Raw genomic sequence first — 13,413 nt, 5'->3', positions numbered from 1 at the left:
GGGGTGAATTCACCGCCGCTATTGCAGGCAAGCCAGCTCCCACATGGGTGCCTCAACCGGCTTCAGACTTCAGTGGTTTCAGGTTTCGCGGTCTTCCTTGATACATCAGCCACCAACGGAATCTCCTTACCCTCGGCATCAAACAGCTTGCCGCCGCGGAAGTAATCCCCATCGCGCAACGCGGCCACATCGTGGAAGCACAAACTGCGCTCCGTCCCTGCCACAAACACCGATTGCTGGTCCGAGTTACCGGCGGTGAAGTGGTTGAACGCCAGGTTCAGCAAGATCGCCATGATCGCGGACGAGCTGATGCCCGAGTGGAAAATGGTGGCGAACCAAGTCGGGAAGTGATCGTAGAAGCTCGGTGCCGCAATCGGGATCATGCCAAAACCGATGGAAGTGGCGACGATGATCAGGTTCATGTTGTTGCGGTAATCCACCTTCGACAGCGTGCGGATACCGCTGGCCGCCACGGTACCAAACAGCACGATACCCGCCCCGCCCAACACCGACGTCGGCACCGCCGCAATCACCCGGCCCATAAAGGGCAGCAGGCCGAGGATCACCAGGAACAACCCGCCCGTCGCCACCACAAAACGGCTCTTCACCCCGGTGACCGCCACCAGGCCGACGTTCTGGGCGAACGCGCTCTGGGTGAACGAACCAAAGATCGGCGCAAACATGCTCGACAACATATCGGCGCGCAAGCCGTTACCCAGGCGTTTGGAATCGACCTTGGTGTCGATGATCTCGCCCACCGCCAGGATATCCGCCGAGGTTTCCACCAGCGTCACCATCACCACGATGCACATGGAGATGATCGCGGCCACATGGAAAGTTGGCATGCCGAAATGGAATGGTGTGGGAAAACCGAACATCGGCCCCTGGGTCACTCCGGAGAAGTCCGCCATACCCAGGAACACGGCAATCACGGTGCCGATCACCATCGCCAGGAGGATCGACAGACGGGAGATGGTCGCACTGCCGATCTTGCTCAACAACAACACCAGCATCAGGGTCAATGCGGCCAGGCCGATGTTGGACATGCTGCCAAAATCCGCCGCGCGGCTGTTGCCGCCCATCGCCCAGCGCGCCGCAACGGGCATCAGGGTCAAGCCGATGGTGGTGATCACGATACCGGTCACCAAGGGCGGGAAGAATTTGGTGATTCGCGAGAACACCGGGGTAATCAACAGCCCGATAAACGACGCGGCCATCACCGCACCGAGGATCGCCGGAACCCCGCCGGCGCCATCGCTGCCGACGATTGCCACCATGGTGGCCACACCGGCAAACGACACGCCCTGCACCAGCGGCAACTGACAACCAAAGAACGGTAAACCCAAGGTTTGCAACAAGGTGGCCAGGCCACCGGCAAACAGCGACGCGGCGATCAACAGGCCGATATCCGCCGGCGACAACCCGGCCGCCTGGCCGACGATCAGCGGTACGGCGACGATGCCACCGTACATGGTGAGGACATGCTGCAGGCCGTAAGCCATGTTGGCGGCGACGCCCAGATTTTCATCTTCGGGCCGCTGCGGTGACGCCTTCGGGATAGTCATGGTGAGGGGATCTCTGTTTTTGTTGTGCAATCACTGTATGCAAAGGAAACACGGGATGTCCATAGAGTTGTATACAATCAATTCCACAACAAGCTTGTAATCCTCGTTACAAAAATCCATTCAGCCGCCCTGTCCCGCGGCCTGAAGACCTGCGCAAAAGGACCTGAAAAAAAATGCTCAACCGCAAACTGCGCATCCACGCCCCCGCGATCTATTACTTCGACATGGTGCGGCGCTGCCATTCGATCCGCGAAGCCGCACGGCGCCTCAATGTGGCGTCGTCGACGGTGAACCGGCAGATCCTCAAGCTGGAAGATGAGATGGGCGCGACGCTGTTTGAGCGTTTGCCAGGCGGCCTGCGTGTGACGGCGGCTGGCGAAATCCTCACGCGCCACATCACGCTGCTGTTGCAGGATGTGGAACGGGTGCGCGGTGAACTGGATGGCTTGCATGGCGTGCAGACCGGCCATGTGGAAATCGCCACGGTGGAAGGCGCTGCCGTTGAACTGCTGCCCGCCGCCCTCAAGCGCATGCGCGAGCGCTATCCGAAGGTGACGATTGGCGTCACGGTGCAAGGCTCGCAATCGATTCCCGGCGCGGTGGTCAATGGCCAGGCGGATTTGGGGCTGGCGTTTGCCCTGCCCCGCAGTGGCGAAATCACCCAACTGTGTGTCGGCCATTTCCGCCTCGGCGCGCTGATGACACCGACCCACGCATTGGCGGGTGAAAGCCAAGTCAGCTACGGGCAGTGCTGCGAATACGGGGTGATCCAGGCCAAGAGCGAGCTGTCGGTGCATCACCTGATCGCCCCGCTGCACAAGCGTGCAGCGCCAAACAAGGCGCTGCTGCACAGCAACTCCATGGAATTGGCCCGGCAGTTGGCACGCCAGCAATTGGGCATTGCCTTCCAGACCCGCATCGGCATCGAGGCCGACCTGGCGCGCGGCGAACTGCTGCATATCCCCTTGAGTGACCAGGGTGGAATCTTCAGCGACCTGGGCGTGTATGCGCGCAAAGACCGCGACTTGCCAGTGGCGGTGCAAGCGTTGGCGCATCTGCTGGGCGAGGAAATTACCTTGCGCGAACGCGATGAAATGACTGCGCCCCCGCGTATTTCCTGACTTTCAGGGCAGCCCGGCTGCTGCCGTTTCGGCATCGGCCCAGGCGAGATTCTGTTCTTTGGCGTGCGCGATCCTTGTGTCGATACTGCGCCCGGCGGCCCCTGCAAGGTCGCCATGAGCCAAACGCCAAAGGAATTAAAACAATGAAAAAGGCACTGCACGGCGCAACCGTATTGCTCACCCTCCTCGGCGGCGGGGAGGCTGTCGCGGTGGAATGGATGAACAACAGCGTAGGATTCCGCTACGGCCAACAGTTCACCAATCCGAATAACCCCGACGAATTCAGCAAGCGGATCTACAGCTTCACCCACGCCAGCGGCTACACGTATGGCAGTAATTTCCTCAACCTGGATGTGTTCCTGTCCGACAGCAGTGACCCGCGCAAGGGCACCGATCACGGCGGCAGCGAAGTGTACGCGGTGTATCGGCACCAGCTTTACGCGTCACGGGTGTTCGATGTGCCGTTGGGCACCGGGCTGGTCAAGGATTACGCGCTGACACTGGGCTTCGATGCCAACCGCAACAACAACTTCGCCTCGGCAAAAAAACGTGCGTTGGTGCTCGGCCCGACCTTGAAGTTCAACACCGTCGGCGTGCTGGACCTGAGCCTGTTGTACTACAAGGAAAAGAACCACACCGGCATCCCCGGCGCGCAAGAGTCGAACCACACCTTCGACGACACCTACATGCTCAACCTGACCTGGATGCGTCCCTTCGAAATCGCCAACCACGCGGCGAAATTCCAGGGGTTCATCAACTACGTCGGCGAGAAAGGCGAGGACTACCACGGCCGCGACACTGCGCCCGAAGCGCTGGTGCGCAGCGCGCTGATGGTGGCCGTGCGTCCGGGTAAAAGCGTGAAGCCGAACCTGTATCTCGGTGTGGGTTACGAGTACTGGCACAACAAGTTTGGTGTGGACGGTGGCCGGGGTAGCCGCACGTCGACGCCGACGGTGAATATGGAAATCACCTTCTAGGGCATTTCAAAGTGTGGGAGCCAGCTCCCACAGTTGATCGCATTACACTTCTAAGCTTGTGCCAGCTTCGAACCGTCAGCCTTCGGCCGCGCCAACCAGTACCCCAACACCGCCAACGGCGCAGTCGCCAGCATCACGATCACGGTAATCAGCAGCGGCTGGTCAATCATCGACGACACCAGCAGGCTGCTGAGAAAGCACAAACCCAGCTGCAGGGTGTTTTGCAGGGCCGCCGCCTTGCCGGAATTTTCGGCAAACGGCATCAGCGCATTCGCCACTACAATCGGATAACTGGCACCGTTGACCAGCGCCATCAGGCAGAACGGAATCAGCAAGGTGGTGAGGGTCGGCACGGTCAGCGTCGCAACCAGGTACAGCGCCACCATGCTGATGCAATACGCCACCAGCAACCAGGGCAACAGCGTCTTGCCCTGGAAGCGCTGCAAGGCGCTGCGGCAACTGTAGCCACCCACCAGAAACGCCAAGGTCGGCAGGACGTAGCTCAAGCCGATGTCATTCGGGCTGTAACCCATATCGCCAAGGATGAAGGGCGAAGCCGTCAGCCAGGCGAAGAAACTGGCCGAACACGCGGCAAAGATCATCACATTGCCGGTGAACACCCGGGAGCCGAGCAATTGGCCATAGCCGAGACGCGAAGGTGCGCCCTCTTCTGCCGGACGTTTCGGCATACGACGCAGGAGCAATGTTGGCAGCAGCAACAGCAGCGACACCCCCAGCAACACACCGAAGATCGCCTGCCAGCCAAAGTGATTCAACACGATCGCCCCCAACAGCGGCGCCAACGCAGGGGACAGGGACATCAGTGGCATGATGCTGGCGAACACGCGGTGGGCCTTGTCAGCCGGATAGCGGTCGATCACCAGCGCCTGCCAGCTCACGGCGGCGGAACACACGCCAATCGCCTGGATAAAACGCAGCGCCAGCAATTGCGCTGCGGTCTCGACCCAGAACATGCCCGCGCAACCGAGCACGAACAGGCTCAAGCCGGCGAGCAGAATCGGCTTGCGCCCCAGGCGGTCGGACAACGGCCCCCACAACAACTGCCCTACCGCGAAGCCGGCGAGAAAAATACTCAAGCTGGCACCCACCGCGCCCGCGCCAATCTGCAGTTGCTCGCCCATGGCGCCGAATGCCGGCAAGTACATGTCCATGGCGAGGTAGCCGAGCATGCTCAGCCCCGCCAGATACCAAGTGAAACCAAAAGAATTTTTCATCGAAGCCTTGTAGATCCTGCCATCAAACTATTTGCTGACTGGCGCCCATTATGAGGCTGACAGTTTCTGTGTGAAGCGATAATAATTGAATACTCTTATCAATAAATTTGAAGGCAACGGCCATGTGGTCCGAATACTCCCTGGATGTGGTCGATGCGGTGGCACGCCACGGTAGCTTCAGCGCTGCAGCGCAGGAATTGAACCGCGTGCCGTCAGCCATCAGCTATACGGTGCGTCAGATTGAAGAGTGGCTGGCGGTGCCGCTGTTTGTGCGCCGGCACCGCGATGTCGAGCTGACCGCCGCCGGGCGCCTGTTTGTCGACGAGACACGGGGCGTGATGAAAAAAATGCTCGGCACCCGGCGCCTGTGCCAGCAGGTGGCCAATGGCTGGAGCGGCCAGTTGAAAGTGGCCGTGGACTCCATCGTCAAACCCCAGCGTTGTCGGCAACTGGTGCTGGATTTCTATCGGCAGTTTCCCGAGGTGGAATTGCTGCTGGAGTACGAGGTGTACAACGGCGTGTGGGATGCCCTGGCCGACGAGCGCACCGACATCGTGATCGGCGCCACCAGCGCAGTGCCGGTGGCCAGTCACTTCACCTTCCGCGACATGGGCCTGTTGAACTGGCTGTGCGTGGTCAGCGCGCGGCATCCGCTGGCGGCCGTGGAAGGCCTGCTCAGTGACGACCAACTGCGGCCCTTCGCCTCGCTGTGCATGACCGACACCTCGCGCAACCTGCCCAAGCGCGACACCTGGACCCTGGATAACCAACGCCGGCTGGTGGTGCCGAATTGGGCCTCAGCCATCGATTGCCTGCGCGACGGCCTGTGCGTCGGCATGGCGCCGGCGCATCAGGTGCTGCCGTGGATCGAACGCGGGGAGTTGGTGGCGCTGCAGTTGAGCCGGCCGTTTCCGGCCAGCCCATCGTGTGTGGCCTGGGCGCAGAGCAAGGTGTCGCCGGCAATGGCGTGGTTGCTGGATTATCTGGGGGACAAGGAGACGATGAATTCGGAGTGGCTCAACGGCCTCTGAAACATATGGAGATCCCTATGTGGAAATGCCTGCTCCCACATTTATTGATTGCCGCTAGTCCAGCAGGCGGGTGATGGCCCGCACGATCATCTCCACCTCTTTGGCCTCCAGGGTCAGCGGCGGCAGCAGGCGAATGATCTTGCCCCGCGTCACGTTGATCAAAAGTCCGTGCTCCTGCGCCGCACGCTGGGCCAGGCCACGATAAGGGATGGCCAGCTCGATGCCGATCATCAAGCCCTGACCGCGAATGGCCAGCACCTGCGGATGTTCACTCAACTCCACCCGCAGCCGGGCCAGCAGGTGCTCGCCCTGTTGCGCGGCGTTCTGCAGCAAACCTTGCTCTTCAATGATGTCCAGCACGGTGCAGCCTACGCGGCAGGCCAGCGGGTTGCCGCCAAAGGTGCTGCCGTGACTGCCTGGGGTGAACAGCTGCGCCACCGCCGACCGCGCCAGGCAGGCACCGATCGGCACGCCGTTACCAAGGCCTTTGGCCAGGGTCATCACGTCCGGGAGGATGCCTTCGTGCTGGAACGCAAACCAGGTGCCGGTGCGGCCAATGCCGGTCTGGATTTCGTCGAGCATCAGCAGCCAGCCGTGGCGCGTACAGTGATCACGCAGGGCTTGCAGATAGCCGGGCGGCGCGGGCAGCACGCCACTTTCGCCCTGGATGGGCTCCAGCAGGACGGCGGCTATACGCGCACCGTAAGCCTTCGTGATCGTCTCAATCGCGGCGATATCACCAAAGCCCACCTTGATAAAATCCCCCGGCAAGCGCTGGAACCCAAGGCGCACCGATGGCCCGTCGCTGGCCGCCATGGTGCCCAGGGTGCGACCGTGGAAGGCGTTTTCCATCACCACCACCAACGGCTCTTCGATGCCCTTTTTCCAGCCATGCAAGCGCGCCAGTTTGAGCGCCGTCTCGTTGGCCTCGGCGTCGGAGTTGTTGAAGAACGCGCGGTCGAGGCCAGACAACCGCGCCAGACGCTGGGCCAGGCGTTGTTGCCAGTCGATGCTGTAGAGGTTGGAGGTGTGCAGCAGCAATCCCGCCTGCTCACGGATGGCACTCACCAGTTTCGGATGGGAATGCCCCACATTGGTCACCGCCACACCCGCCACCGCGTCCAGGTATTCGCGGCCTTGCTGGTCCCACAGGCGCGTGCCCAGGCCACGGGTAAAACTCAGGGCCAAGGGTTGATAAGTGGTCATCAGGCAGGTGGCGGTCATGGTTGCAGCTCCAGTGCATCGTTGTGATGCCTGCAGTATCGTTAGCCACCTGAGCTGGATAAACTGCGCTTTCGTGCAATTACTTTGAATCAGGACTTGATAATGGATTTGTTCCAGGCGATGTCGGTGTACGTAAAAGTCGTGGAAACCGGCAGCATGACGGCGGCCGCCCAGGCCTGCGGGATGTCGACCACCATGGTCGGCAATCACCTGCGCGCTCTCGAACAGCGCCTGGGGGTCAGCCTGCTCAAGCGCACCACGCGCAAACAAAGCCTCACGGAATTCGGCGGGCAGTATTACCAGCGCTGCCTGGAAGTGCTGGGGCTGGTGGCCGACTCCGAGCAACTGGCCGAGCAGGCCCACAGCGATGTGCCCAAAGGCACCCTGCGCATCACCGCGCCACCGGCCTTCGGCACCGAGCGCCTGGCCCCGGCCTTGAGCGAGTTCTCCCAGCGCTACCCGCTGATCAAGCTCTATGTAGTGCTCAGCAACCAGCGCATGGACATGGTCGACAGCGGCTTCGACGTCGCCATCCGCCTGGGCGACCTGGAACCCTCCAGCCTGATCGCCCGGCCGATGCAGGATTACACCATCACCCTGTGTGCCTCACCGAGCTACCTGGCGCGACGCGGCACGCCGCGAACCCCCGAAGACCTGCAACAGCACGACTGCCTGGCCTTCGCCTACCCGTCCACCGACGATTGGCGCAACGCCGACAAACTCTGGCGCATGAGCGGCGCCGAAGGCGAAGTGGAAATCCCGGTGTCCGGCTCGCTGACCATCAACAGCTCGCAAGCGCTGCGCCAGGCGGCGGTGCAAGGCATGGGCATCGTCATGCTGCCCGATGCCCTGGTGCAACCCGACTTGCAGGACGGCAAGCTGACGGCCTTGCTGACCGCGTATCAACTGCCCAGCCGCCCGATGCACTTGCTGTACGGCCAGGACCGTTATCGCCTGCCAAAACTGCGGGCGTTTGTCGATTTCGCCATGGAGAAATGGGCGCGTTAGAAACTGCCCACAAGCATGCGTGGTGCGCTCGGCAGAGCGTGAGAAGGTTCTGGGACAGCACAAAACAAATGTGGGAGCGGGCTTGCCCGCGAAAGCGGTGCATCAGTCGCCCTATTCAGCGTCTGACACTCCGTCTTCGCGGGCAAGCCCGCTCCCACATTTTTTACTGGACCGGGTTTAAGCGGTGATCAGGCCCTGGATCTTCACGTCCGGGTTCACGTCGGCGTCGTAGTCAACACCGTCGATTTCAAAGCCGAACAAGCGCAGGAACTCCGCCTTGTAGCCGGCAAAATCGCTGATCTCGTTGACGTTGTCGTCGGTCACCTGGTTCCACAGCGCAGCCACGGCGTCCTGGACTTTCGGTTCCAGCTCAGCCAGGTCGGCACGCAGGCGACCGTCGGCGTCGAGTTTCGGCTCGCTGCCGTACAGGCTGTCCTTGAACAGGCCGTAGACCTGCTCGATGCAACCTTCGTGGGTGCCCTGCTCTTTCATCACCTTGAACAGCAGCGACAGGTACAGCGGCATGATCGGGATCGCCGAGCTTGCCTGGGTAACCACGGCCTTGAGCACCGACACACGGGCATCGCCCTTCAGCGCAGCGAGGTTATCGCGCAGGGTCAGGACTTTTTTGTCGAGGTCTTTCTTGGCTTCGCCGATGGAGCCGTTCCAGTAGATGTCCTGGGTCAGCTTTTCACCGAGGTAGGTGAACGCAGTGGTCTTGGCGCCTTCGGCCAGGACGTCGGCGTCACGCAGGGCGTCGATCCACAGCTGCCAGTCTTCGCCACCCATGACTTTCACGGTGCCGTCGATTTCTTCCTGGGTTGCAGGCTCAAGGGTGGTGTCGACCACGACGCCTTTGTCGGTGTTGATACCGCGCAGGGTCACAGGCTTGCCGATCGGCTTGAGGGTGGAGGTGTGCACCACGCCTTGCGGGTCGGTACGGCGTGGCGCAGCCAGGCTGTAGACCACCAGGTCGATCTTGCCCAGGTCTTTCTTGATGGTCTCGATGGTCAGGCGCTTGATCTCGTCGGAGAACGCGTCGCCGTTGATGCTCTTGGCGTACAGGCCTTTCTCGACAGCGAACTTCTCGAATGCGGCGCTGTTGTACCAGCCGGCCGAACCGAGCTTGCCGTCTTCACTTGGCTTCTCAAAAAACACGCCCAGGGTGTCGGCACCGCAGCCAAACGCAGCACTGATGCGCGCGGCCAGGCCGTAACCGGTGGAAGCGCCGAGGACCAGCACCTTCTTGGCGCCGCCTTCGATGACGCCGTGTTGGGTCACGTAGTCGATCTGTTGCTTGACGTTCGCTTCACAGCCAACAGGGTGAGCGGTCACACAGATATAGCCACGAACCCGCGGTTTGATGATCATAAAATTTCTGCCTCTTCCAAGGGGTCGATGGCCAGTGGTGGCCATTCAACTTCAATCGTACCGGTCTATGACGCCCGAAAAACCGAAGCGTCACGATAGTCGCAAATCTTCTGTTTACAAAATCCAATCGGTAAACGCGTATGCCGTTAAAAACTGTGTAAAGCGTTCACAATTTCGCAATATTTGTAACGCCTGTCCGGCGCTGGACGCCTTATCATGACGCAGTTGTTTCATTATGTTTCAAAACCCACCACTCGCGGCCACGGATCCGGACCTGTCGATTGGCGTCCAGCCGGAGCTGAGTTTCATGAACAAGTCTGCCCTACGCAAAAAAGCGGTGTCCATCGCCTGGATACTTGGCGTGCTCCTGATTATCGGCCTGTTTCCCCTGACCACCGTGGTGTTCCTCGGCCTGGTACTGGTGTGCGGTATCTATGACTTCCTGCGCAACGGCCTGTATGACGCGCCCACCCTCAAAAAATACTTTATCGGCAGCGGCCGCAATACCTGGTTGCTGGCGCCGTTCAACACCTTGTTCGACCTGTTGAGTTCACGTAACCGCCACGTCTATACGATGAACGACCTGCCGCCGGCCTGGCGTGAAGACCTGCAACTGGTGCTCAACGAAGCCATGGGCCACAAGGATGAAATCATCGGCTACCTGGACGAACGCATGGCCGAGAAGAAGCGCGGCATGTTGTTTTTCCAGTGGTACGGGCGGCCGATCGAAACCACCCTGGACATCCCGAAACTGCGCGAGAAACTGCCGTTCGTGAAGACCATCGGTGTGTCGGTGTTCAACGAGAACCGTTCGACCTCTTTTCACTTCGGCCCCCTGCGCATGATGTTCCGGGTGCTCTACAACATGGCACCCGCGCCCCATCATGACGGCGTGTACATCCAGGTCGGCCAGCACAAACATTACTGGCACGACGACCCGTTGTTTATCTTCGATGACACGCTGATGCACGCCTCCTTCAACAAGAACGATGCAAAGCGTTACTGCCTGTTTATCGATATCGTGCGGCCGACCCCGCTGCCGCGGGTGCTCAATGCCGTGATCGCGGGGTTTGCCGCAATGGTCTTTACCCTGCGTCGGGTTTTCTACAAAAACTGGAAGCTGATTCAGTAAGTTCTGCGGCATGATGGTGCGCGACGGTGTTTGCACTCGGCCTTGTGCCTGAGGTAAACAATGGTCTCGTGCGACCGAGTTCGGCGCCCAACATTCTCCAGCCATCGCGGCCCGTTACGGGCGCGGTGGCTGCGCTTTCAAGGAATCAGAATGCCCCAACGTCAAGTCATCAATGCCTCCGTCAGCCCCAAGGGCAGCCTCGAAACCCTGTCCCAACGTGAAGTGCAGCAACTGAGCGAAGCCGGCACCGGCAGCACCTACACCCTGTTCCGCCAGTGCGCCCTGGCAATCCTCAACACCGGCGCGCATATCGACAACGCCAAGACCATCCTCGACGCCTACAAGGATTTTGAAGTGCGCATCCACCAGCAGGATCGTGGCGTGCGCCTGGAACTGCTGAACGCGCCGGCCGATGCCTTCGTTGATGGCGAAATGATCGCCAGTACCCGTGAGATGTTGTTCAGCGCCCTGCGCGACATCGTCTACACCGAGAACGAGCTGGACAGCCAGCGCATCGACCTGAGCAACTCCCAGGGCATCACCGACTATGTGTTCCACCTGCTGCGCAACGCCCGTACGCTGCGTGCCGGTGTCGAACCGAAAATCGTGGTGTGCTGGGGCGGCCACTCGATCAATACCGAAGAATACAAATACACCAAGAAAGTCGGCCATGAACTGGGCCTGCGCAGCCTGGACGTGTGCACCGGCTGCGGGCCCGGCGTGATGAAAGGTCCGATGAAAGGCGCGACCATTTCCCATGCCAAGCAACGCATTACCGGTGGGCGCTACCTGGGCCTGACCGAACCGGGCATCATCGCCGCCGAAGCGCCCAACCCGATCGTCAACGAGCTGGTGATCCTGCCGGATATCGAAAAACGCCTGGAAGCGTTCGTGCGCGTGGGCCACGGCATCATCATCTTCCCGGGCGGCGCCGGCACGGCCGAGGAGTTCCTGTACTTGCTGGGCATCCTGATGCACCCGGACAACCGCGACCTGCCGTTCCCGGTCATTCTCACCGGGCCGAAACACGCCGCGCCATACCTGCAACAACTGCACGCGTTTGTCGGGGCCACCCTCGGCGAAGCGGCACAGGCGCACTACCAGATCATCATCGACGACCCGGCCGAAGTGGCCCGCCAGATGACGGCCGGGCTCAAGGGCGTGAAGCAGTTCCGCCGCGAGCGCAACGATGCGTTTCACTTCAACTGGCTGCTGAAGATCGACGAAGGTTTCCAGCGCCCGTTCGACCCGACCCACGCCAACATGGCCAGCCTGCAACTGAGCCATGCGCTGCCGCCCCACGAGCTGGCGGCCAACCTGCGCCGCGCGTTCTCGGGGATCGTGGCAGGCAACGTCAAGGACAAGGGCATCCGCCTGATCGAAGAACATGGCCCGTACGAGATCCACGGCGATCCGGCCATCATGAAACCGCTGGATGAGTTGTTGCAGGCATTTGTCGCCCAGCACCGCATGAAGTTGCCAGGTGGCGCGGCTTATGTGCCGTGCTATCGCGTGGTGCAATAACGCCAGCAGTTGGTCATACGTTGTAGCGCTTTGGGCGTGTTCCAGGGCGTGCTGATGGTGTGAATCGGGCTAGGGTTTAGTGAGTCCGATTCACTCACAGCAGAAGGCACAACCTATGGACCAACGGATCTTGTCCTCCATAATTCCTTACCCTAAGGTAAGGAATATCACCGTGGAGATTTTCAATATGGCGACCGCCACACTGACCTCGAAAGGGCAAATCACCATTCCTGTCCAGGTAAGGACCGCCCTGGGCCTTGAGACAGGCGATCGCGTTGAGTTTGTCGAAATGGAAGACGGCAGGTTTTCGATCATTGCCGCGAGCAAAACCGTGCATGACCTGAAGGGCCTGATCCAGAAACCCGCCAAGGCCGTGTCCGTTGAAGACATGAATCGCGCTATCGCCGCACAGGGAGCAAAGGCCGGATGATCGGCCTGGATACCAATGTGCTGGTGCGCTATGTCACCCAGGATGATCCCGTCCAATCGGCCAAGGCTTCAGATCTGATTGAATCGCTCACCACGCTGTCGCCGGGGTTTGTCAGCCTGGTCTCGGTGGTGGAACTGGTATGGGTGTTACAGAGCTGCTACCAATCAGCCAAGAGTGACGTGGTGGTGGTTCTGGAGACGTTACTGCGCACCCGCGAGCTGACTATCGAGCATGCCGAAACCCTCTGGCAGGCACTCCGACGGTTTACCGCAAGCAAGGCCGACTTCGCCGACTGCCTGATTGAACGCTGCGCCCATGCAGCAGGATGCGAGTACACCGCCACCTTCGATCTCAATGCCGCGAAGGCAGCGGGCATGAAACGGCTGACCTAGCCGTGCGGGGCTCAACGAACCCAGCCACCCCCCTGCCAGTGATAACCGTCATTGCGTTGCACCCAGTGCGGATGTACATAACGGTAACCTTCGCGCACCGGTTCCCAGTGACCGTGTACTGCCACATAGCGCCCGCTCTCCCAACGCCAATAACCGCGTGACCACACATAGCCGTAACGTGGCACAGGTTCGACTTCGATCACTTGCACCGGCGGCGGCTGTGGCGCGATGACTTCGACATACTCTCGTTGCACCGGCCTGCGCTCATGCACGACACGCTCCTGTACACACCCCGACGCGGCCACCACCACTGCCGCCAATGCTGCATAACGTAGCAACATACAAACCCCTCGGGCGTTATCGCCCCAAGCCTACACCGGTAAAAAATCCCCCCTTGTCACAG

13 protein-coding genes are annotated in these 13,413 nt (G+C 60.6%); 8 read left to right on the top strand and 5 right to left on the bottom strand.

What is annotated here, in order from left to right; translation table 11 throughout:
* Window positions 1-62 precede the first annotated feature (62 nt).
* A complete protein-coding gene (locus B348_RS0117560) occupies window positions 63-1,565 on the bottom strand; it encodes a nucleobase:cation symporter-2 family protein (protein ID WP_017737378.1) in 1,503 nt (500 codons plus the stop codon).
* 173 nt (window positions 1,566-1,738) lie between these two features.
* On the opposite strand from B348_RS0117560, the gene B348_RS0117555 reads away from it, so the two are divergent.
* Together B348_RS0117555 and B348_RS0117550 are read left to right on the top strand one after the other, a co-directional pair.
* A complete protein-coding gene (locus B348_RS0117555; RefSeq protein WP_017737377.1) occupies window positions 1,739-2,686 on the top strand; it encodes a LysR family transcriptional regulator in 948 nt (315 codons plus the stop codon).
* A gap of 143 nt (window positions 2,687-2,829) precedes the next feature.
* Window positions 2,830-3,663, top strand: a complete 834-nt coding sequence (locus B348_RS0117550) for a hypothetical protein (RefSeq protein WP_017737376.1) — start codon at window positions 2,830-2,832, stop codon at window positions 3,661-3,663.
* A gap of 50 nt (window positions 3,664-3,713) precedes the next feature.
* Here the strand turns inward: B348_RS0117550 and punC are convergent, their stop codons facing one another.
* Window positions 3,714-4,898, bottom strand: coding sequence for a purine nucleoside transporter PunC (gene punC, locus B348_RS0117545; protein ID WP_017737375.1), 1,185 nt, complete (start codon window positions 4,896-4,898; stop codon window positions 3,714-3,716).
* Between the two features lie 122 nt (window positions 4,899-5,020).
* On the opposite strand from punC, the gene punR reads away from it, so the two are divergent.
* Window positions 5,021-5,929 carry a DNA-binding transcriptional activator PunR gene (gene punR / locus B348_RS0117540; protein WP_017737374.1) on the top strand — a complete coding sequence of 303 codons (909 nt, stop codon included), beginning with the start codon at window positions 5,021-5,023 and terminating at the stop codon, window positions 5,927-5,929.
* Between the two features lie 54 nt (window positions 5,930-5,983).
* Here punR and B348_RS0117535 read toward each other — a convergent pair whose 3' ends face one another.
* The gene (locus tag B348_RS0117535) at window positions 5,984-7,153 is read right to left on the bottom strand and encodes an aspartate aminotransferase family protein (protein ID WP_017737373.1); all 1,170 of its coding nucleotides are present in this window, start codon (window positions 7,151-7,153) and stop codon (window positions 5,984-5,986) included.
* A gap of 102 nt (window positions 7,154-7,255) precedes the next feature.
* On the opposite strand from B348_RS0117535, the gene B348_RS0117530 reads away from it, so the two are divergent.
* Window positions 7,256-8,161, top strand: coding sequence for a LysR family transcriptional regulator (locus B348_RS0117530; RefSeq protein ID WP_017737372.1), 906 nt, complete (start codon window positions 7,256-7,258; stop codon window positions 8,159-8,161).
* 177 nt (window positions 8,162-8,338) lie between these two features.
* Here B348_RS0117530 and fabV read toward each other — a convergent pair whose 3' ends face one another.
* The gene (fabV, locus tag B348_RS0117525; RefSeq protein WP_017737371.1) at window positions 8,339-9,532 is read right to left on the bottom strand and encodes an enoyl-ACP reductase FabV; all 1,194 of its coding nucleotides are present in this window, start codon (window positions 9,530-9,532) and stop codon (window positions 8,339-8,341) included.
* Window positions 9,533-9,839: 307 nt separating this feature from the next.
* Here fabV and B348_RS0117520 point away from each other — a divergent pair, with 307 nt between their 5' ends.
* The 4 genes from B348_RS0117520 (at window position 9,840) to B348_RS0117505 (ending at window position 13,010) form a co-directional block, all read left to right on the top strand.
* Window positions 9,840-10,664 carry an aspartyl/asparaginyl beta-hydroxylase domain-containing protein gene (locus tag B348_RS0117520; RefSeq protein ID WP_026136857.1) on the top strand — a complete coding sequence of 275 codons (825 nt, stop codon included), beginning with the start codon at window positions 9,840-9,842 and terminating at the stop codon, window positions 10,662-10,664.
* A gap of 150 nt (window positions 10,665-10,814) precedes the next feature.
* Window positions 10,815-12,188, top strand: a complete 1,374-nt coding sequence (gene ppnN, locus B348_RS0117515) for a nucleotide 5'-monophosphate nucleosidase PpnN (RefSeq protein WP_017737369.1) — start codon at window positions 10,815-10,817, stop codon at window positions 12,186-12,188.
* 172 nt (window positions 12,189-12,360) lie between these two features.
* Complete coding sequence (locus tag B348_RS0117510) at window positions 12,361-12,618, top strand: AbrB/MazE/SpoVT family DNA-binding domain-containing protein (RefSeq protein WP_026136856.1); 258 nt, start codon at window positions 12,361-12,363, stop codon at window positions 12,616-12,618.
* Complete coding sequence (locus tag B348_RS0117505) at window positions 12,615-13,010, top strand: PIN domain-containing protein (protein WP_017737367.1); 396 nt, start codon at window positions 12,615-12,617, stop codon at window positions 13,008-13,010. Before B348_RS0117510 ends, B348_RS0117505 begins: the two co-directional genes overlap by 4 nt.
* 11 nt (window positions 13,011-13,021) lie before the next feature.
* Here B348_RS0117505 and B348_RS0117500 read toward each other — a convergent pair whose 3' ends face one another.
* On the bottom strand, window positions 13,022-13,351 hold the full coding sequence (locus B348_RS0117500) for a YXWGXW repeat-containing protein (RefSeq protein WP_026136855.1): 330 nt from the start codon (window positions 13,349-13,351) through the stop codon (window positions 13,022-13,024).
* Window positions 13,352-13,413 lie beyond the last annotated feature (62 nt).

The organism is Pseudomonas sp. CBZ-4 (assembly GCF_000346755.1).
GTDB lineage: Bacteria > Pseudomonadota > Gammaproteobacteria > Pseudomonadales > Pseudomonadaceae > Aquipseudomonas.
Note: the sequence above shows the minus strand (reverse complement) of the source record. Positions and strands in the feature narration are given on the sequence as shown.